18 protein-coding genes are annotated in these 20314 nt (G+C 42.3%); 5 read left to right on the forward strand and 13 right to left on the reverse strand.

From position 1 onward, the window contains the following. Positions 1 to 50: 50 nt before the first annotated feature. Entirely contained in the window at positions 51 to 197 is a 147-nt protein-coding gene (locus tag D3H55_RS21270) for a DUF3934 family protein (protein WP_119549357.1), read from the reverse strand. Between the two features lie 169 nt (positions 198 to 366). Here D3H55_RS21270 and D3H55_RS21275 point away from each other — a divergent pair, with 169 nt between their 5' ends. Both D3H55_RS21275 and D3H55_RS21280 read left to right on the forward strand, forming a co-directional pair. Next, positions 367 to 567: a DUF2188 domain-containing protein gene (locus D3H55_RS21275; protein ID WP_119549322.1), complete on the forward strand. Its 201-nt coding sequence runs from the start codon at positions 367 to 369 to the stop codon at positions 565 to 567. Positions 568 to 951: 384 nt separating this feature from the next. Beyond that, positions 952 to 1788 (forward strand): alpha/beta fold hydrolase, encoded by an 837-nt coding sequence (locus tag D3H55_RS21280; RefSeq protein ID WP_119549323.1) that lies wholly within the window; start codon positions 952 to 954, stop codon positions 1786 to 1788. Positions 1789 to 1980: 192 nt separating this feature from the next. Here the strand turns inward: D3H55_RS21280 and D3H55_RS21285 are convergent, their stop codons facing one another. Next, positions 1981 to 2820, reverse strand: a complete 840-nt coding sequence (locus tag D3H55_RS21285) for a DUF1206 domain-containing protein (RefSeq protein WP_119549324.1) — start codon at positions 2818 to 2820, stop codon at positions 1981 to 1983. Between the two features lie 224 nt (positions 2821 to 3044). Here D3H55_RS21285 and D3H55_RS21290 point away from each other — a divergent pair, with 224 nt between their 5' ends. The 3 genes from D3H55_RS21290 (at position 3045) to D3H55_RS21300 (ending at position 6354) form a co-directional block, all read left to right on the forward strand. Continuing rightward, on the forward strand, positions 3045 to 3581 hold the full coding sequence (locus tag D3H55_RS21290; RefSeq protein ID WP_119549325.1) for a D-glycero-alpha-D-manno-heptose-1,7-bisphosphate 7-phosphatase: 537 nt from the start codon (positions 3045 to 3047) through the stop codon (positions 3579 to 3581). 112 nt (positions 3582 to 3693) lie between these two features. Then, complete coding sequence (locus D3H55_RS21295) at positions 3694 to 5607, forward strand: DUF294 nucleotidyltransferase-like domain-containing protein (RefSeq protein ID WP_119549326.1); 1914 nt, start codon at positions 3694 to 3696, stop codon at positions 5605 to 5607. Between the two features lie 3 nt (positions 5608 to 5610). Then, on the forward strand, positions 5611 to 6354 hold the full coding sequence (locus D3H55_RS21300) for a 3'-5' exonuclease (protein WP_119549327.1): 744 nt from the start codon (positions 5611 to 5613) through the stop codon (positions 6352 to 6354). Positions 6355 to 6414: 60 nt separating this feature from the next. Here the strand turns inward: D3H55_RS21300 and D3H55_RS21305 are convergent, their stop codons facing one another. The 11 genes from D3H55_RS21305 to D3H55_RS21365 form a co-directional block, all read right to left on the reverse strand. Then, positions 6415 to 7176, reverse strand: a complete 762-nt coding sequence (locus D3H55_RS21305) for an SDR family oxidoreductase (protein ID WP_119549328.1) — start codon at positions 7174 to 7176, stop codon at positions 6415 to 6417. Between the two features lie 24 nt (positions 7177 to 7200). Then, on the reverse strand, positions 7201 to 8481 hold the full coding sequence (locus D3H55_RS21310) for a TRAP transporter large permease (protein ID WP_168413209.1): 1281 nt from the start codon (positions 8479 to 8481) through the stop codon (positions 7201 to 7203). Further along, positions 8478 to 8951: a TRAP transporter small permease gene (locus D3H55_RS21315; RefSeq protein WP_119549330.1), complete on the reverse strand. Its 474-nt coding sequence runs from the start codon at positions 8949 to 8951 to the stop codon at positions 8478 to 8480. Before D3H55_RS21315 ends, D3H55_RS21310 begins: the two co-directional genes overlap by 4 nt. 232 nt (positions 8952 to 9183) lie before the next feature. Further along, complete coding sequence (locus D3H55_RS21320; protein WP_119549331.1) at positions 9184 to 10203, reverse strand: DctP family TRAP transporter solute-binding subunit; 1020 nt, start codon at positions 10201 to 10203, stop codon at positions 9184 to 9186. Positions 10204 to 10449: 246 nt separating this feature from the next. Beyond that, positions 10450 to 11088: a GntR family transcriptional regulator gene (locus D3H55_RS21325; RefSeq protein WP_168413210.1), complete on the reverse strand. Its 639-nt coding sequence runs from the start codon at positions 11086 to 11088 to the stop codon at positions 10450 to 10452. 507 nt (positions 11089 to 11595) lie between these two features. Continuing rightward, entirely contained in the window at positions 11596 to 12858 is a 1263-nt protein-coding gene (locus D3H55_RS21335; RefSeq protein ID WP_119549334.1) for a glutamate-5-semialdehyde dehydrogenase, read from the reverse strand. A 37-nt stretch (positions 12859 to 12895) separates the two neighbouring features. After that, positions 12896 to 14029: a glutamate 5-kinase gene (proB, locus tag D3H55_RS21340; protein WP_119549335.1), complete on the reverse strand. Its 1134-nt coding sequence runs from the start codon at positions 14027 to 14029 to the stop codon at positions 12896 to 12898. Positions 14030 to 14207: 178 nt separating this feature from the next. Next, entirely contained in the window at positions 14208 to 15050 is an 843-nt protein-coding gene (gene proC / locus D3H55_RS21345; RefSeq protein ID WP_119549336.1) for a pyrroline-5-carboxylate reductase, read from the reverse strand. Between the two features lie 704 nt (positions 15051 to 15754). Continuing rightward, positions 15755 to 16690: an LCP family protein gene (locus tag D3H55_RS21355; RefSeq protein ID WP_119549338.1), complete on the reverse strand. Its 936-nt coding sequence runs from the start codon at positions 16688 to 16690 to the stop codon at positions 15755 to 15757. Positions 16691 to 17003: 313 nt separating this feature from the next. Next, complete coding sequence (locus D3H55_RS21360) at positions 17004 to 18644, reverse strand: M4 family metallopeptidase (RefSeq protein ID WP_119549339.1); 1641 nt, start codon at positions 18642 to 18644, stop codon at positions 17004 to 17006. Positions 18645 to 18840: 196 nt separating this feature from the next. Next, complete coding sequence (locus D3H55_RS21365; protein WP_119549340.1) at positions 18841 to 20313, reverse strand: adenosylcobinamide amidohydrolase; 1473 nt, start codon at positions 20311 to 20313, stop codon at positions 18841 to 18843. Between the last annotated feature and the right edge of the window lies 1 nt (position 20314).

Here is a 20314-nt window from a genome sequence, read left to right on the forward strand (position 1 = left end):
TAAAGAGCTGCATCCATTAACAGGATGCAGCTCTTTTCTCTTATGAAAGCTCAGTCCTTTTCAGAACCACCGCTGTTTTTAGTTCCTTTGCTTATATACGGTTTGGCAGCTGCTTTCTTCTTTGCGCTCTTCTGCCAGCGGTTCCAGCCTTTCTTGCCAGTTCCTCTGCCTGTCCCGCCGCCTTTGCTTTTGCTCACTTGATCAACTCCAATGCAAATTGCGTTGTACCCTGTTCGGATAGTTTGAAATTCCATTATATCAGAATTCAGCTGCATGGAAACTCTCTTTATATTGAGATAAATTAAGGTTTTGCACGTGCCCGATCAGGGAAATGGAAGAATGAAGACATAGAAAGGAGCGATACACATGAAAGAATACTATGTAGTACCCAATAAGGATGAAACAGGCTGGTATGTAAAAATAGAAGATGTTGCTCCGACAAATCTTTATACCGGTCGTTCGGAGGCCATTGAAGAAGCTGAAAGGCTTGCTAAAGATAATCAGCCTGCGAAAGTGTTAGTGCAAAATGAAGACCATCAAGTGGTAAGCGAAAAATCTTTTTCTTAATTTTCACTTTAGTAGAAAAAGCCGATTCAGCCTTTATTTTTTCAGCTGAAATCGGCTTTTTCTTTTGTTTTTAGGCTCTTTCCGTAAACTTTGTTGCTATTCAATGTGAACTTCAACTAATATCCTGGTAAATCATCGTAAAAACCCCGGTAAGAAGGAAAGAAAAGAGCTGCTCGTCTTTTTTCGAGAGTAAAACCTTTGTATACAGGGGAAAAATCCGGCATTTGGGATTTTTCCGAAAGCAGCAATATATGCGAAAGTAGTCTTTTTTTAAAATACCATAAATTACCCTTATTATTACAATAAAATTTCATTTAAAACATTTCCAAGTCATACATAATGGTTTATGATTAATATATCAGTAATCAAAGGAGATCTACCTCTATGAAAAACACCATCAGCAAAAAGAAGGTATTTTCAGTAGGAGCCATGCTAATACTTGCCTTCTCATTAATTTATATATCGTTCAAATCACAAATTGCGGAATCCAAAGAAAACACTTCCGGAACACAGTCAAACATCCCAACTGTATTTGTACATGGATACAAAGGTACCTATAATTCGTTTAAAACCATGCTTTACCGTTTCGAGCAGAACGGTTGGGGTAAGAAAGAATTGGTTGTATACGTATCTGCCGAGGGAGAGATCACGTGGAAAGGAGCCCTTCACCCTGATCCGAAGCTGCCTCCCCTGGTCCAGATCGTCTTCGAAAAAAATAAAGCCTCCATCGCTGAAACTTCCACTCGCCTTCAAAGTGTCATGAAAGGCCTTAAAGACAAATTTGGGGTGGAACAAGTATATCTTGTCGGGCATTCAATGGGCGGCCTTGTGTCAACAAATTATCTTGAATCGACAAAAAGTAATGGCGAATACCCTAAAACCCTGAAATTCTCAGTGATTGGCAGCCCGTTTGATGGTATTTCAAGCGAATCTTATCATCAGGTAAATACGGGAGAAGCGATCATTGATTTAAAACCGGATTCAGATGCTCTGAATTCTCTTGTAAAAAAACGCGAGAGCTTCCCCGCAGACATAGAAGTAATGGCCATCGCTGGATCAGGTGACCAGGTTGTTGACGTGGACAGCGCGTTCGCCATCCAATCGATTGTCAATGAGGAGAGCCTGCAAAAGCACTTAATCGAGGATCAATCCATCGGACACAGCGGATTGCATGAAACTGAAAAGGTAGATAAGCTGTTGAAGAAATTTTTATGGAACTAAAAAATGCCCGATGAAAGCCATCAGGCATCAGCCTTCAGACAAAGGCCCGCTACCGGATTCTGTCTGAAGGCATTTTTGTATAATTTTCTTTGAACCCTTCTTATTCTTCCCCGTACCTATAGATTTGGAAATTTGCTCACGGTCTGCAGTATCGACCTAGTGTCTTTGCAAAGCGAATTGCATCCTTATCGATTAATAAAACGCCATATTTTTGTTTTTACCCTTCAATATTTGGAACACACCATATGCTGCAAGCCCCAATGCAACGAGTCCGAGCATCCATTGGCCGAACGGCTGCTGAGCAATTTCAGAAAGTGCCGCATCAAGCCCTTTCGCATTATCAGGATTAGTGGTGATGGCTGTCTGGATCAAGAAATAGCCTGTTATGCAGAATACGACTCCCCTTGCCATCAGCCCTGCTTTACCCGTTTTTTTGCCAAGCTCGAACTCCTTCGCTTTCATTTTGCTGCGTTGAAAGGAATCAGTGAACTTTTCGCTGTATCCCTTATAGATTTCGTAAACACCGTACCCTATGACCGCCACCCCTGCCAGGCCGACCATCCACTGGCCGAAGGGCTGGGAAAGAATCTGCGCAGTAATGGTCTGACGGCTGTTTCCCCCGCTGCCGCTGCCTGCGTTCGAAGCGATCTTGACAGCCCTGTAAGCAAGACCCGCGTATACAATAGCACTGAAAACAAAACCCGCGCGAATCAGGATTCCTTTTGCCTCGTGTCCCTTGTTCTCCGGGTCGGTTACCGCCTCAACAATCTTCCAGATGACATAGCCAGCAAGACCAACAGCTAATATCCATAGCAGGATTTCACCGAATGGCTTGCTTGCAATCGACGCCAGGGCTCCGTTTGTTCCTGTCGTCTTCCCTCCTGCACCGATTGCTGCCATGAAGGCAAGGATCCCAATGATCAGGTAAACACTTCCCTTTGCCAGGTAGCCCAGACGGCCCAGCCCTTTAACCCAGGGTTTTGCTTCATGGGCACCCTTCTTCGCATGTCCTTTTGCCGTTTCTTTATTCATATGAGTTCTCCTCCAAGAATGAATTTTCTCTCTTTCTTCAATGCCCGATTTTTATAGGTTGAAAACTTCTCTTTTCTTAATAGGCCTTATAAATATAGAAAATAATAAAAGGAACCCATCAAAGTTTAATTGAGTAAATTTTCAGTTATTTCCCCGGAAAGCGCAAAATACGACAATTTCCAACCATTCCAGAGCAATATTTGTATAAAAAAGGAGAATAAATCATGAACAAAGCCGTTTTTCTAGACAGAGATGGAGTAATAAATGAAGTGCTGTCCAAAAGGGTTAAATTCGTTAATAAACCGTCTGATATCCACTATCTGAAAAAGGTTCCTGATGCCATTAGAATACTGAATAACGCCGGCTTCAAAGTGTTCGTTGTTACCAATCAGGGCGGCGTCGGTCTTGGTTACCTGACTGAAGCAGGTCTGGAGAGGATTCACAGCACAATGAAAAAAGACTTAAAGGCACAAGGCGGTATCATCGAAGAGTTTGCCAGCTGCACACATAAACCATATGAAGGCTGTGCCTGCAGAAAACCTGAGGCGGGAATGATTATTTCCCTGGCCGAAAATCATAACATCGACCTATCATTAAGTTATATGGCAGGTGACAGGGAGGCTGACATTGAAGCAGGGAGGAAAGCAGGCTGCACCACCATCCTTATAGCAGAAGAAAACGAGGGAAACCTTGCTGACCATCACTTCCCCTCTCTTTTTGAGGCAGCAGTATTTTTGAGCAGCAAAGAACAAGGTGAATGATTGTATACTTACAATCGTGAAGGATATGAGAGTTGTATGTTAGAGTAATAAGGAAGCCTTGGTTTAAATTTTCTTGGCCGGACCTACCCTACTTCACGAGGAGGCTGACTCAGTGAAAAAAGCCGAATTTCATACTATGATCAAATCTTCTTATCCATTTGACCACTTATCCGATGACCAATTGGAGCACTTGGTATCTCACGCACAATTCAAAAGGTTTGCAAAAAACGAGTTCATCTTCCATGAAAAAGAATCCGAAGAAGAACTGGATGTTTATTTCCTGATATCGGGTACTGCGAAGAACGTGCTGCACCGGCCTTCTGGCAAGCAAGTATCTTTGAGGTATTATTATCCGGGTGATCTTGTCGGCTTGATGATACTTTGGACAAGCGGAGATATGAGCTTTTCAGTACAGGCAATTGAAGAATGTACATTATTTCGTTTCAATAAGGAAGTCTTCTTTGACATGCTGACCAATAATAAAGACTTTTCACAGATCATCTTTGAAAGTGTCGGCAACCGAATGAAGACCCTCTATGATGAGATCAAATATAAAGAGTCGCAGGAAGAAGCGGCTGATTTGTCACTTTTCCGTACAAGGGTCAATATCCTGATGGAATCCCCTGCCACTCTTACAAAAAAGGCAACCATGGAAGAAGCGGCACAAAGAATGCTCGATGAACAAGTCGAAGCCATTGTAGTCACGGACGAGGATGCTGCCTTAAGAGGGATTGTCACGCAAACGGATATCCTGCGTTATTTAACAAGCAGCAAAGATGCTCCCTCTGTATCACAATGGATGAATAATAAACCCTATTGGGTTAGAGATGAATCGTTTGCCTATGAAGCACTATCCTTATTCAAATATGAAGGGGCAAAATATGTTCCTGTTCTCCGGAACGGGATCGTTGTCGGCCTGCTCACCGGACTGTCATTCGTTAATATCCATGATTCCAGCTATCTGGACCTGTCATACAGTATAACCTCAGCTTCCAGTACAGATGACCTGATAGCTTTGTCACCGATTGAAAACAAAACTTTCACTTCGTTCATCAGCAATTTGCTTGACCAGGACAGTTTTGCCTATAATGTCAGTGAAGTCCTGACCAACTACAATGACCGCCTTTACCGAAAAGTCATCATGTTGTCAGAAGCGGAAATGGCTGCAGAGGGATATGGTTCCCCTCCCGTAAACTACTGCTTCATTGTCATGGGAAGCCAAGGCAGGAGTGAACAATCGTTCAACACAGATCAAGACAACGGTATAATCATTTCTGATTATGATCATTTTGAAGATACTGCCATGGTGGAAAATTATTTCAAACTATTTACCGGGAAGATCAATACAAAACTAACTCTTTGCGGTTTCCATGAGTGCACAGGCGGAATCATGGCGAAAGAACCCAAATGGCGAAAGTCTTACACAGAATGGTTAAAAGCGATCGATGACTGGCTTTTTGAAATTGATGCAGAAGAAATCCAAAGCTTCACCATGTTCTATGATTTCAGGCCGATCTTCGGAGACTACAGTCTTGCTGAAGATATCCGCGGATATATCGCTAAGAAAGCACAAAAATCCCAGAACCTGCAGCAGCTGCTGAGGAAAGATGCAATACGTTTCAGAATCCCGGTCAATGCCCTTGGAAGAATCAATTTAAAAGGGCGAAACAAGCGGTTTAACATAAAGAAAGCGGGATTGATGCAAATCGTTAACATGGTAAGGATTCATTCAATTAAACACGGCATCAAAGAAGTCAATACCATTCATCGCCTTGATGCACTGAAAGAAAGAAAAATCTTTCATCCAAGGGATGCTGAAAATGCGAAGACAGCCCTCCACTATCTGCTATACTACCGTTTGAATCAAAATCTGTCCGAGCTGGCGGAAAACCGGGAACTGACAAATGAATTGCCAGTGGACCGGATTTCCAAAGAAGACAGGCGTAAACTTAAAGAAGCACTTCAAATAGCGAATCGTATGCAGCAGGTAATGGAGATCAGCTTCAATCGTAACAGGGTGGTTTAAATTATGAGTGATGCTAAATTTAATGTAGGTTACCGGATTATTAAATATTATTTTTGGCAAAGATATCTATTTAACAAACAAGTTGAAAAAGAAAAGAAAAATCCTTCCTATCAAAAACTAAGTACAATGCTGAAAGAATTTGAAGAAGAGAAACCCCTTCTGCAGCGGCAGCAGCTTGAAAATTGCACGTTCACCATATTCGACTTGGAAACGACCGGTTTCTTTCCTGAAATCGGGGATGAAATTGTTTCAATCGGTGCGGTTAAAATGCAGGGGGATAAAATCCTGAAGCATATGACCTATTATGAAGTCATCAATCCGCTTCAGACCGTCTCAGCAGAAACCAAGAAATTCACAGGCTTGAAACGGGCTGACTTCCTCAAAGGGAAAACACTGCCTGTTGGGCTGAAAGAATTCCTGGATTTCTGTAAAGGGACCATCCTTGTAGCCCATCCCGCTTCCTTTGACATCAATTTTCTCCAAAAGCGAATCGGAAAATGGGGACTTCCCTCTTTTGATCCTGAATTCATTGATTCTTATACCTTGGCAAAGGAACTCCTGAATGAACAGGACTGCTACTTGGATGACCTGGTCCATCGATTTGAAATTATGAAAAGATCCCGCCATCATGCACTGAATGATGCAATCATGACAGCTGAGATATTTCAAGAGTTATTGAAGGTGTGTAAAGAAAGAGAAGTAGAAACGATTAAAGACTTGCATGAAGTGAATGGAATAGTGATTTAATTCAAAAAGGCAGCCTGAGGGCTGCCTTTTTGAAGGTATTTGATGTATTTTTCTATTCATCTATCGTCCCAGCCAGCCTCCATCTACTGCCAGCAGGTGTCCATGGACATATTTAGATGCATCCGATGCTAAATATACAACCGTACCCTTGAAATCATCCGGGCTTCCCCACCTGTCAGCAGGAATCCGGTCCAGGATCTGTTTGCTGCGAACTGGATCTTTAATAAGCGCGGTATTCATATCCGTTGCAATATAACCAGGTACAATTGCATTGACATTTACCCCTTCTTTTGCCCATTCATTGGAAAGTGCTTTTGTGAGCTGGGCCACTCCGCCCTTTGCGGCGGCATATGCAGGAACAGTAAATCCTCCTTGATATGAAAGCAATGAAGCTATATTAATAATTTTCCCCTGACCCTCAGGAACCATATACCTTCCGGCTTCCTGGCATAACAGCCATACCATCTTCAAATTGATCGAGAGCACATCGTCCCAATCTGTTTCAGAAAAATCCACTGACGGCGAGCGCCTTTGAATTCCTGCATTATTCACTAATATATCAATTTGTCCATATTCCCTGACAACATTCGGTATCGCTTCCTTAACCTCTTCTTTCTTTTCAAGGTCACAAGGAATGATGATGCATTTACGGCCAGTCAGTTCTATCTCTGATTTGATATCTGTCCTTTCTGTATCCCTTTGCAGCAGGGCAATGTCAGCACCTGCTTCTGCCAGGGCAATGGCCATGGATTTACCGATACCCCGTGTAGCTCCTGTTATGGCAGCTACCTTTCCCGATAAATTAAATAGTTGCTGACTCATTTGTATCTCTCCTTAATCATTCTATTATTCTATTAAGTTTGGGATGAATGTTACTATTTCCGGGAACATGACAACAAGCCCCAAAGCCAGGCATAATACTAATACAAAAGGAATTGCACTCTTCATTGCATGATCAAGCTTCACACCTGAAGAAGAACATGCGACAAACAGACAGACACCTACAGGAGGGGTCAGTGTTCCAATGGCGATATTAATAACAATCATAACCCCGAAAACAAGCGGATCCATACCGGCAGCCATCGCTAAAGGCATCAGGATAGGAACGAACATGATCAGCAAAGCCAGCCCTTCAATGAACATCCCCCCTGTGATAAAGATCAAGTTGATGACCAGTATAATAAAAAACGGACTGTCTGATACGCCGGTAATTAAATCACTGAGAATCTGCGGGAAATTATGGCTCACCAGAATCCAGCTGAATAAAGAGGAAGCTGCAATAATCAGCAAGACGTTACCCGAACTGATGACAGCTTCCATGAATATTGCAGGCAATTCACGGAGTTTAATACTTTTATAGACTGCCAACCCAAGAATCAATGTATAGACTACCGCGATGACACTTGACTCAGTGGGAGTAAAAACACCTGTAAGGATTCCCCCCACGATAATCACGGGAGCTAATAATGGCAAAATCGCCTTCTTGAAGCTTTGCGCAAAATAGCTTAGGGAAAAAGATTTTGTCTTTCCAGCTCCATAGCCGTACTTTCGGCAAATTATCCCGGAAACAACCATCAATAATATTCCAATCAGCACTCCTGGAATAACTCCGCCCAAGAACAGTTTCCCAACTGATAGACTTGCAATCCCGCCTAGAACTACCATAGGGATACTTGGAGGTATGATGATTCCTATGGATCCTGAAGCTGCCTGCAATGCCGCAGCGAATCTTGCAGGATAACCCATCTTTACCATACTGGGAGTCATCACACTGCTGAGTGCCGCTGTATCAGCAGGCGCAGATCCTGAAATCCCCCCCATCATCATACCTGAACTTACACTCACATAGCTCATGCCGCCCCTCGTCCAGCCGATGATGGAATCAGCAAAATTCACGAGCCTTTGAGTCAACCCGCTTTTATCCATAATGACTCCTGTCAACATGAAAAAAGGGATCGCCAGAAGGGTAAAGCTATTCATGGAGATAAACATTTTTTGCGGAATCACCATCAAGGGGACTGTACCTTCCCATAAAATGGTGATAATCGCTGCTGTACCTAAAGAGATACCAACCGGCACACCGATGATCAACAGCAGAAAGAAAGCAATAAATAATAATGCAATCACACCTTCTCCCCCTTTTGTCCAATTATAATAATAACAAGAAAGATCAAAGCTAAGAGACTCGATACCGGAATGATGCTATAAATGATTCCAAGCTTTACTGGCAGTACCGAAGCCATACCTGACATGCTCACCAACATGAATTGTAAACCCTGCCAAAATAATACTGCGAAGAATGCTGCTGTAATGAGATTTATCAATATACGCATTGCATTGGAAAACCTACCCATACGGTCAGTGATGAAAGTGATGGCGATATGTTTCTGTTTGTAGATTCCCATCGTGATACCTAAAAACATGAGCCATACGAATATGTATCGATCCAGTTCCTCAGCCCATACCATTCCTCCGGCAAATACATAACGAAGGACTACCTGCATGAACACGGCGGATATCAGGACGGCCATAAGAATCAGGACCAAAAAAACAATCAGCTTTTCAAGTGCCCGGCCAATTCGAACTAATGTATCCATAACGATCCCCCTACTATAATAAGCTTTAATTTAATGGCTTTTCATAAACCCTGAGTGTGTCAAACCAATGAACAAAAGGTCCATCCATAATTCCTCTCAAAATCGTCGTTAACAAGAAAGAAAAAGGGGAAATCCTGGTTTAATAGAGAATGACTATTCATCAGGAGAAAAATCCGACTAAAGATTTTTCTCCTTCAATTACTCATTTAAACCAATCCTATTTTACAGACTTCTATTTTGTATCAATGATTTGCTGGATTAGATCTTCCCCGAATTCATCTGAATATTTCTCATAAACCGATTGAACGGCTTTCCTCCACTCTTCCTTATCAGGGTTCTTCTCTATCGTTAATCCTCCTTCGGTCTCCAGGTATTCGATTTCTTTCTTTTCATTATCACGGATCAATTGTCGTTCATAGTCGCCTGCTTCCTTCGCAGCTTCCATGACAGCCTTCTGATATTTCTCTGAAAGACCATCGAATTTTGCCGGATTCATAATAAGAAGCATTGATGTATAGGTGTGTCCGTCCATCACCATATAATCCTGAACCTCATACATCTTAGAGCTTTTAATCGCAAATACCGGTCCTTCCTGGCCATCAACAACTCCGTGCTGCGCTGCCATGTAGAGCTCAGAGAAAGGCATTGGAACTGAGTTTGCACCAAGCGCCTCTGTGGTTGAAATCAATACTGGCCATTCCGGAGTCCGGATCTTTAAACCTTTTAAATCTTCGGGAGATTTCAATGGCTGCTTGCTGTTTAAAAAGTGTCTGAATCCCGACTCCCAATAACTCATGACTTTAAACCCGCCTTGTTCTTCCGCTTCTTCAGCAAGCAGTTCCCCTACTTCCCCTTGCAGGACGTTATCAACGTGATTCGCATCTCTGAAGAGAAATGGCAGGTCAAAAATTGAAAATCTCGGATAATACTTCGTGACACTTCCAGAAGCAACAAGTGAAATATCAACGGTCCCCAGTTTTGTTCCCTCAGCAAGTTCACCTTCTTCACCCAGCTGGCTGCTGTGATAAACATCCACTTTCACTTTTCCTTCAGTTTTTTCTGAAACCAGTTCTGCAAACTTTTCTGCCCCTGCGTGAAATTGTGATTCTGTCGGCTGGTTATGGCCTAGCTTCAATGTGATCTCCCCTGATTGACCGGCTGATGCACCACTCTGGCTTTTGCCGCAGCCTGCCAATCCTATCGTCAAACAGACAGCAATAAGTACGATTAAGACCTTGATATAATTTCTCATCCTTCTCCCCCTAATTGATTTGTAATTGTATAGAACAGCATTAACTCTACTGTAGATACTGAATAAATTTTTCTTTTCCGCCCCGAAATGGAAACGCTGTCATTCCATAACAAAAAAATATCCCGTATTTCACCTGTTTGTTAATATTATATATAATAATTAAAATTATATATAATTATTTTGCACAAGTAAAGAGCTATTATATATAATATTAATCTTTATATATAATAGCTCGAGTGAGACTCTTTATTTAGTTACCATTTTCATAATATGTTCTTTAAATGCCTGCTTCGATTTTTCGATTTCTTTTGTTTCCAGGATTTTGACAAGATCCAGATGATACTGATACACTTCTTCGGGAAGTATCCTCACCTGCGGATTCAAGATGGTGATATACCTTCTTATGTGAGTATTCAACATTGTCCATATTCTTAGATAAATATTTATGTCAGCCCATTCGATGATCGTCCGGTGAAACTCCATATCCAGTTCAGACTGTACAGCATAATCCTTAACACCATTTTTCATTTTATCTACAATATCATACAACTCGCCAAAATCTTTCTTGGTGAGCGAAGGGAGAACAGCTTCAATCGCATTTGTTTCAATCTCAGCACGCAACGAAAACATATGATACATTTCAACAGGATTGATTTCTGTTACAAAGGCACCCTTGTATTTGATCGTTTGGATAAGACCTTCTTCTTCAAGGCCCCTAAGTGCTTCCCTGACAGGGACCTGACTGATCCCCAGCCTCTTCGCAACTTCAGTCTCGACAATCCTGTCACCAGGCTGAAGCTTATTTTGGATAATATCGTTCCTCAGTTTCTGTTTTACCTCATCTTTTAAGGAAACGAGTGATCTCCCTTTCTGGGCATTTTCCATAGTGAACATTCCTTTACTTCTTTTTATAAGCTTTTTATAATTATATATAATATTATAGATTGTATATAATAATCACACTTGAGTTCAAGTCATTTGTTTTCTCTATTATATAGGATATTTACTTATAAATGGGGTTCACCGTCATTTTTTATCATGTATACCCCTGGCTTAATACAACTAATTTGGATTCCGAAAATGGTTATGCTGTCATTGTTGGCTCATTTAACGCCTTAATGGGATTACACGAATGGAATCCGTGCCTGATGCTGGCTTCATCAGCGATAAATCGGGCTTTTGCCAAACAGTTTGCTATTGTTTAATCGTCTTTTTTTGAATGATGCTGTCATGAAGGGGATTATGAATTCAGTTTGCTGAGGCAATAGCCCTCTGACTTTGACTATTCATTGTTTAAGTTCAAAAATAAAACGCCCTGTATACAATTCACAGGACGTTTTATCAACATTCATTTCGTATTTCCAAAATGAAATATTCTTATTTATTACCTTTTTAACGAGTCTGGCCATTTCCAGTCATCATATATTTTACTGTTGTCAATGCAGGCAGCCCCATTGGTCCGCGTGCATGTAATTTTTGAGTGGAGATACCTATTTCTGCTCCGAAGCCAAGTGCACTGCCATCAGTAAAACGAGTGGATGCGTTATGGTATATGGCTGCAGCATCTACAAGCGTCATGAACATTTTAGCCGTTTCTTTATTATCAGTGATAATAGCTTCTGAATGCTTGGTACCGTATTTTTCAATATGGTTGATGGCATCGGCAGCTGTGTCTGCTGTCTTGACCGCAATATCCAGGCTGAGGTATTCATTAGCCCAGTCTTCTTCGCCTGCAGGAGTGCAGTCCGGGATAACGGCACAAGCTTCTTCATCACCATGGACTGTGATGTTGTACTTGTTGAATGTTTCAATTAATTGTTCTTTGTTTTCAGCCAGCCAGTCGCGATGAATAATAACCGTTTCTGCCGCATTGCAGACAGCTGGACGGTCGGTTTTTGCGTTGACCAGGATACTGAGCGCCATTTTTGTATCGGCCTCTTTATCAATATAAATGTGGCAGTTTCCTACTCCTGTTTCAAGGACAGGCACTGTAGCATTGTTGACGACAGCATTGATCAATGCCCCGCCTCCGCGTGGAATGAGGACGTCAACATGTTCTTTCATGGTAAACAACTGCTGTGTTGCTTCCCTGTCGGTTGTATTGATGAATTGTACGGCTTCTTTAGGGATCTTGGTTTTTTCCAAAGCCTTATGCATTACATCAACGATGGCTTTGTTTGAAGTGATGGCATTTGAACCACCTTTAAGCACAATGGCATTCCCTGACTTTAATGCCAGGCCGGTCGCATCGACCGTCACATTCGGACGTGCTTCATAAATCATTCCGATGACACCTAAAGGAACCGTCACTTTGGCAACATCGAGATCGTTCTCCAAAGTCCAGCCACTGACTGTCAGACCTGTTGGATCCTCAAGTTCGGACACTTCACGAAGGCCGTTCGCAAAGTCAAAAATGCGTTCCTTTGATAAGGAAAGACGGTCCATGAACGCTTCGTCGAACCCTTTTTCCCGGCCACGGTCCAAGTCTTTTTCATTTGCTTCAAGGATATTTCCGAACTGCTCTTCCAGTGTGGATGCAAGTGTCAAAAGTGCTTCGTTCTTTTCTTCAGTAGTTAAAAGTGAAAGAGATTTTGCTGCTTTTTTGGCTGCAATCGCTTGTTCTTCTACATTCGTTTTGTTGGCTGTTAATGTCATCCAATACCTCCATATAGTAGTTTTTCAAAAAATGTCCTTAGACGCCCACAGGGATCGGTACTTCCACATGACAAACCAGATTGTCAATTTCCACTGCTGCACCCTGATAGTTTTTAAGTTCTGCCTCTGTCATATTGGTGAAATTCTTTAATTGTTTTGAGTCATAGTTAACGACACCAAGTCCGATTTCCTCACCATTCATATCTGAGATCCTGATTACGGCACCGCTTCTGAATCTTCCTTTTACAGCATATATCCCTGATGCATTAAGGCTCTTCTTACTTTCAAGAATTGATTCCTTCGCTCCATTATCAATGGTGATGTCACCTTCCGGCCCTGAATTGAATGCTATCCACTGCTTCTTGGTATCCAGGTTGATGACATCTTCTTTCGCTTCGAAATAGGTCCCTCTCGCATCGTTATGAACGGCATCATAGATGATATTGGAAATACCTGATTTTCCAAGGAAAGATGGTATTCCTGAAGCCATCGCGATTTTGAATGCATCGATCTTGCTGCGCATTCCGCCTGTTCCTACCGAACTTCCCGGTTCACCTGCCATATCTTCTATATCAGGGGTGATCTCATTCACTTCCTCAAGAAGCTCTGCCTCAGGATTTTTGCGGGGATCATCATTATAAAGACCATCGATATCGGATAAGATGATCAATTTATCCGCGTCAACCAAGCCCGCTACTTTCGCTGATAAAGTGTCGTTATCGCCGAATTTCAAGCGGTCGATTGTAACTGTGTCGTTTTCGTTGACGATCGGAATGATACCGCGTTCCAACAAGACGTTTATCGTGTTTTTCGCGTTGTTGTATCGATTTTCATCAGAGAAATCACTTCTGGTGATGAGAATCTGGGAAGCTACATAACCGTTCGATAGAAATAAATCTGAGTAAGCTTCAATTAACAATCCTTGACCGATAGATGCTGCTGCCTGCTTTTCCGGAAGTGTACTTGGTCTAGCCAGGCAGCCTAATTTCCTGTACCCAGCGGCTACCGCACCGGATGAAACCAGCAATACTTCATGGCCGTCATCTTTCAAGCGAACGACTTCATCTGTCAAACGCTCCAACTTCCTGCGGCTCATCTCCCCGTGAAGACTTGTTAAAGAACTACTTCCTATTTTGATTACGATTCGCTTCTTCTTGGTGTCCGGAGACATCATATCACTCCTGTTACATAATTTGTTTTATTGCACTTTATTTCATTATCATACTAAAGGGAACTGTCCCTTTTATAACTTTAACGCGTTAATACACTAAAATTTCACCGCGCAGAGGGACTGTCCCCGGCTGCGGTGAAGCGTTAATGCAGCACAGGGGTACCTCTATTGTTTAATATTAGTTTGCAATTAATACTTTCTTGAATTGGGAACTGATTTCTTTTGATCGTCTTTCTGCACCTTTGACGGCTTGCGCAATGGCTTCTCCTCCGCCAAATTTCTCAAGTGCTTCCAGTCCAGCTGCCGTGGTTCCGTTCGGGGAAGTTACGTTTTTCCGTAACTGAGCGGGTGTTTCTTCACGCTCCATGATCATCTTCGCTGCCCCCAAAATGGTTTGAGCTCCAATCTGGCGTGCTACTTCCGGTTCAAGGCCGCCGTCTTTTCCGGCTTTCTCAATATGTTCCATTAGGTAATAGAAGTAAGCAGGGCCGCTACCGGCAATGCCTGTGAAAATATCCATCTTTTCTTCATTGATTGTATAAACCTCTCCGATGCATTCGAGCAATTCCTGCGCTATCTTCATATCTTTACCGGTCGTATATTCACCAGCAGCAATCGCGGTTGCCGATTCACGCATCATGCTGGAAGTATTCGGCATAACTCTGATGACCTTTTGTCCTTTATGAAGCCCTTCTTCCATATGCTCCGTGGTGATACCCGCAAGCACGGAAAGGATGACTGTTTCGGGATGCACTTCATCGATAATCGACTCCAGTACTGCATCGATATCTTTTGGCTTCATCGCCAGGATCAACATGTCTAACTCATCGAAGTTCAATTCATCTTTTGTTACTGCTGTTATATCATATTTAGCTTTCAATTCTTGCAAACGCCCTTGATTGCTTCTGTTTGATACAATGATTTGTTCAGTTGGAATTTTATTTGATTCAACCATTCCTGAAATCATGGCCTCTGCCATATTACCTGCACCTAGAAAAGCAACCGTCTGTTTGTTTAGCAAATATATCCTCTCCCAATAATTTCTTTTTTTGTTCGTATTTTTGTTCGCTCTTTTTTTCAACGTTTACAATCGTAACACGTACAAAATCAGATTCAAGGGGTTTGCTCAATGTTTAGTGTATATGGTTGAATTAGTTAGTGTAAGCGGTTCCATCTCTCTTTGAGCTAACCAAACGGGGAATAATCCCTTATAATCACGCCTTAAGCCTTTAAATAAAGATTGAGATTTACATTTTTTTGCCTATTATTCTTTTTCCGATCAAAAATCCCCAGTGCATGAGCGCAGGTGCCATAGTTGGTTGCCGCATCAGGTGACAGGCTCCCATCTTACCAAAACTTCAGGATATAATGATTTTTATAGAAGAGAATCCAGCATAAAGAATAGGCTGTTTTCGCATATAATGTTGCTTTCGGAGAAATCCCAGGTGCCGGATATTCCCCCTGAATATAAAGGTTTTACTCTCGTAAAAGAACGAGCAGCTCTTTTCTTTCTTTCTCACCGGGGTTTTTACGACGATATACCAGGATATTATTTGAAATTCATGTTGAATAGCAGCAAAGTTTACGAAAACAGCCTTTAAAACAGCCCTAAGATTCACTAAAAGAGCAAAAAAGATGAAACCACATTGGATTTCATCTTCAAGCCGTCACATATTCAATTTCTTCGTTCGTCTGCAACTATTCAGGATCAGCTTTATATTTTCATTACTGGTTCAAGAACTTCTGCAATTCCTCTTTATTTGTTTCAAAGTCCACTTCAAGCACTGATCCTGCGTGCTGATAGTATCCGTCTGTGAAGGAGTCTTTAACAGGGATTGTCAGCTTTTCAATCTCGCTGCTGTCGCCCATCAGGATATCCTTTACAATTCCAATTTGATCGAGTTTGCCCATATTGGTTTCAATATATGGCTGTGCGGCCCCGATCATCTTTGGAAGCTTGGTTACACTGCCAAGACTCAATGCTTCATCTTTGACAGCTGTAATGACTTCCTGCTGCCTTCTGACCCGTCCATGGTCTCCCTCAGAGTCTGCACGGAATCGGGCGTACCCCAGGAGTTCTTGCCCGTTTAAGTTCTGGAGTCCCGGTTCGAGGGAAACGCCGATATTTTCGGACATCGCTTTTTCGACATCAATTTCTATTCCTTTTGGAGCAAGGACGTCAACCGACTTTTCAAATCCTTTGAAATCAACAATCATATAATACTGAACATCGACACCAAAGTTTTGTTTCAGAGTCTGTCTGAGAAGATCAGGACCTCCAAGAAAAAAGGCTGTGTTCAGCTTATAATTCTGATAGCCGGGAATCTCAACATACATATCCCTCATGAACGAAACAAGTTTTGTTTCATTTGTTTTTGGGTCGACCTGGGCGATCATCATTGTATCCGTTCTTGATTTTTCTTCTCCACGGCTGTCTACTCCAAGCAGCAGCACGTTGATCCGTCCATTTTTATCCTTCACACCATTAAACTCATAATTTTCCTCTTTAGGGCCATTGCCCTCACCAGATGCAAGCTGTGTTCCCTGATAGAATTGAACAGCTGCATATCCTACTAACACAGTTATCATAAATAATAGGAAAAGAACAATTTTCAGTCCTCTTCTCCTCTTTTTCTTTTTATAATCCAAACGTGAATTCATACATGCACCTTCTTTACTATAGCCTTGTCTGCCGAAAGATCATAAGCAAAGTCCGGATAAACAGGCCTTATTTTGTTCTTTCATCACCAATCTAGTAGATTAGACGAAATTCAGCACAAAAAGTTTCACCAATAAACTACTAAGTGATTGTATAGCATTACAGTGCAAATAACAACAATTATTTTCTCTTCAGCATTTAAAAAAGGTCTATTATCACCTTTGCTCATCCAGTTTCTTCATTAATATATGAAAAAAAGACACCAGCTAAAGAACTGGTGCCTGATTTTGCATATATTCCTGGAAATATACTATTCTAGTTAATACCGACTGCATCAAATGATTGATGAACGGACTGCACTTCCTGAGAACTGCTGCCATACAGATCGGATGCTGCCTGAACAGCTGCCGACCGCGCCTGGCTGAATGTAGATGAAGATGTCAGGTAAACAGTGTTCATTCGATAATAGATTTCCCCCAGTTTATCCCTGCCGATTCCAGTTACATTTACGCCATAATGAGATCCGCCTTCACTGAGAAGGTAAGCCTGCTTGTTGATGATACCGCTATTTGTATGAACACCGCCGTTGTCGCCTGTGCCAGTATAGCGGACAGAATAATGATCAGGGTCACCGTACTTTGCAGGATTGCTCATGGATCTCAGTGCATCACCCGGTGTGTTAGGAGTATAGATATCTTCCCCTACTTCAAAGTCAGGGTCATGATTTTCGTGGTATTCTACAAGAGTTCCAAATATATCGGAAATGGCTTCATTCAGTGCACCCGACTCATTTTGGTATACGAGATCTGAACTGAAGTCTGTCACCGCATGGGTCAATTCATGTGCTACAACGTCAAGTCCGCCGGACAAAGGGGCAAATGTCGTTCCATCTCCATCTCCATATACCATTTGTGATCCATTCCAAAATGCATTATTGTAATTTGAACTGTAGTGGACGGATGATTTGATGACTGCTCCATTGTTATCATATGAATTTCTTCCAAACAAGTCTTTATAATAGTCAAAGGTCGCCCCGGCAAAATAATGGGCATCGACCGCCGCTGCGTCATACGTTTGATTATAGGCGTTATCAGCGTCCTTCCATAAGGATCCCGGAAGGAAGAATTGAGGGAAGAAGGTGCGGTTATTCATATTGTAAGTCATGATGCCGCTTCCCCTTGTATTATCCTGAAGATAATAGGAACCGCTTGAAAGCGTCGTATGAAGCGGCTTGGTATCGCCGAGGACCCCTGTGCCTGTGCCGACTTGGTTCGTACCGCTCACTTCATGCATATCATTATATTTGTTGATGATTCTGCCTGTCGTGCTGTCAATGAAGTAATTCCAATTCCCTGGCTGAGGGGCAAGGAAACTAAGATTCACAAGATATGCTTTGTATGCCTTGTCTCTGTCGATGTAAATGACCATTTCAGGATCTGCCGGCTTCTCAAGCTCCGGGGTGAACCCTAAATCCTCCACAGCAGTTTTAACGGCTTTCTTCGCGTTCACCTTTTTATTATTCTTATCTTTTGTATTGGACTTTTGCTCAATATCAGGTACGGTTGCACCAGACAAAACCTTCAAAGAGCCATCCTCTCCAACAAGTGCTGTCTGTGTGGACCCCCATACCCGGTGGCCATCATGCATCTGCTGCAGCCGGACAACGGTGTTGCCCAGTTGATCCGTGTCACTGTCAATTACTTTAAAGTTATTTTCCGCCTTATCAGTCCCGAATTTATATTTCTGTCTTTGGCTATTTAAATAGGAATATACGATTTCTTGTGGTGACTTCTGGGACGGGGCACTCAACTTACCTGATATAAATTCAGGGGTTCCCACTTTTTCGTTAAAGTTTGATTGCGACAATACGTTCGGTGCAGCAGACGCTCCATTGGCCAGAAGGCTCCCTGCAAGGCCAATCGCCAGGGTGACACTTGCAATTTTCTTTTTACTCATCAAAAAATCCTCCTCGTTTCTATTAACTTAATTTTCTGTTAATAGAATCTTAACACGGGAGGAGATTGATTGTTATTGTGAAAATACTAGAATTTCACCCCTTGAAAATGGTCTTCATCAGGGTTCTCCAAGAAAATTTTCATAGTTTTCGCTCATTTGCAAGAAGATAAATTCCTTGGAGATCGCGACGAGGAATTTATGACATTAAGTCCTTCCTTCTTTTGTAAGATACGACTGCCTCTCTCGTGGCCTCATATACGCCCTTACCGATAAGGCGGCCGGCTTTTGTCACTGGTCCTGAAAAAGGAATCTGTTCTCCTCTTTGCGTTGCACCGATCACTATACTGTCTGTCAGGGTTCCTGTAGCAAAGGTACCGGTTCTGTTATCCTTGACACCCTCGTCCTGGAGTGCCTTGACCTTCGCCTCTGTTGCCGTCACGATTGCCTGGATGAATGCTTCATCTGACAGCTCGCCATTTACCAATATCCAGGTGTTGATTGTTCCGGGTTTCGTTTCGGCTTGTGGACTGTTCCTTGATATATCGACAGCACTGCCAATTCCAGCTGTTACAACAAGGAAAACAGATAGTCCCGCCTCTGTTACCTTTCTAATAGAAACATCCGCCAAATTTACTGCTGTCATCATTCCGACTGTGTTGCCCGGATCCAGACCTTTATCCAGCAGGAAATTCTGCATATCTTCTATATAACCATCACAGTCGTATGTCTCAGGAACATGACGGTTTACGATTGTGGATGTCCATCTCATCCCTGCGCCGCAGACACCTGATGACATCGTCTTTACAGGCTTCGGCAGCGTGAGTGTTATCATTTCATCCGTTACCGATAAATACCTTTGGTCTGCCTCCCATATCTCCTCTTCTTCCTGCACCAGTGCCGGAATTAAATACAGCTGGGGCTTCGCCACTTTCGGGTGTGCATTTTTTTCGATCTTCGTGTTATATACCGAGGATATGCGCCCTTCAGTCAATACTTCATCTGGATGATCTACAGTGGAGACATTTCCTTCTTCCATTAAGAGCAGACGGTCACAATACAGGCCAGCCAGATTTAAATCATGAAATATTGAAATCACGGTCAGTCCATTTTCTTTTGTTGATTTCTTCAAGTAATCAAGCAATTCCTTTTGATGCGAGAGATCAAGATGGTTTGTTGGTTCATCCAGCAGCAGGATTTTTGGTTCCTGTGCAAGCGCCTGGGCAAGGAATACCCTTTGCCTTTCCCCTCCGGATAATTCGTTAAGGGTTCGCTCGCGATAATGATGAATGCCCGTCTGTTTCATTACCGACTCTATAATGGCTTCATCTTTCGCTGAGAGGTTTTTAAAAAAGCCGGTTTGATGCGCATACCTGCCCAGGGAAACAGTATCTTTAACATTATAATTGAATGCTTGAGTGTTCAATTGGGGAAGAACTGCCATCTGTCTGGCCAGTTCTTTCATAGTATAATCAGCAATCCCTTTTCCGTCGATAAAAACCTTTCCTGCCTCAAAACCCAAAAGACCGCTGATCATTTTCAAGAGTGTGGTCTTTCCGCTGCCATTAGGGCCAAGGATACCAAAAAACTCCCCGCTTTCCACTTCCATATTAATATTGTTGAGTATATTCCTGCCGCCGTAGCCGCCTGTCAGATTTTCAATTCTTATCATT

Origin of the sequence: Bacillus salacetis, assembly GCF_003581585.1 — a bacterium.
GTDB lineage: Bacteria > Bacillota > Bacilli > Bacillales > Bacillaceae_B > Rossellomorea > Rossellomorea salacetis.

What these genes read in the sequence shown, in the direction of transcription:
- D3H55_RS21275 (WP_119549322.1), top strand. Translation starts at nt 367, where the DNA reads ATGAAAGAATACTATGTAGTACCCAATAAGGATGAAACAGGCTGGTAT.
- D3H55_RS21280 (WP_119549323.1), top strand. Translation starts at nt 952, where the DNA reads ATGAAAAACACCATCAGCAAAAAGAAGGTATTTTCAGTAGGAGCCATG.
- D3H55_RS21285 (WP_119549324.1), bottom strand. Translation starts at nt 2,820, where the DNA reads ATGAATAAAGAAACGGCAAAAGGACATGCGAAGAAGGGTGCCCATGAA.
- D3H55_RS21290 (WP_119549325.1), top strand. Translation starts at nt 3,045, where the DNA reads ATGAACAAAGCCGTTTTTCTAGACAGAGATGGAGTAATAAATGAAGTG.
- D3H55_RS21300 (WP_119549327.1), top strand. Translation starts at nt 5,611, where the DNA reads ATGAGTGATGCTAAATTTAATGTAGGTTACCGGATTATTAAATATTAT.
- D3H55_RS21305 (WP_119549328.1), bottom strand. Translation starts at nt 7,176, where the DNA reads ATGAGTCAGCAACTATTTAATTTATCGGGAAAGGTAGCTGCCATAACA.
- D3H55_RS21315 (WP_119549330.1), bottom strand. Translation starts at nt 8,951, where the DNA reads ATGGATACATTAGTTCGAATTGGCCGGGCACTTGAAAAGCTGATTGTT.
- D3H55_RS21320 (WP_119549331.1), bottom strand. Translation starts at nt 10,203, where the DNA reads ATGAGAAATTATATCAAGGTCTTAATCGTACTTATTGCTGTCTGTTTG.
- D3H55_RS21325 (WP_168413210.1), bottom strand. Translation starts at nt 11,088, where the DNA reads ATGGAAAATGCCCAGAAAGGGAGATCACTCGTTTCCTTAAAAGATGAG.
- D3H55_RS21335 (WP_119549334.1), bottom strand. Translation starts at nt 12,858, where the DNA reads ATGACATTAACAGCCAACAAAACGAATGTAGAAGAACAAGCGATTGCA.
- proB (WP_119549335.1), bottom strand. Translation starts at nt 14,029, where the DNA reads ATGTCTCCGGACACCAAGAAGAAGCGAATCGTAATCAAAATAGGAAGT.
- D3H55_RS21355 (WP_119549338.1), bottom strand. Translation starts at nt 16,690, where the DNA reads ATGAATTCACGTTTGGATTATAAAAAGAAAAAGAGGAGAAGAGGACTG.
- D3H55_RS21360 (WP_119549339.1), bottom strand. Translation starts at nt 18,644, where the DNA reads ATGAGTAAAAAGAAAATTGCAAGTGTCACCCTGGCGATTGGCCTTGCA.
- D3H55_RS21365 (WP_119549340.1), bottom strand. Translation starts at nt 20,313, where the DNA reads ATGATAAGAATTGAAAATCTGACAGGCGGCTACGGCGGCAGGAATATA.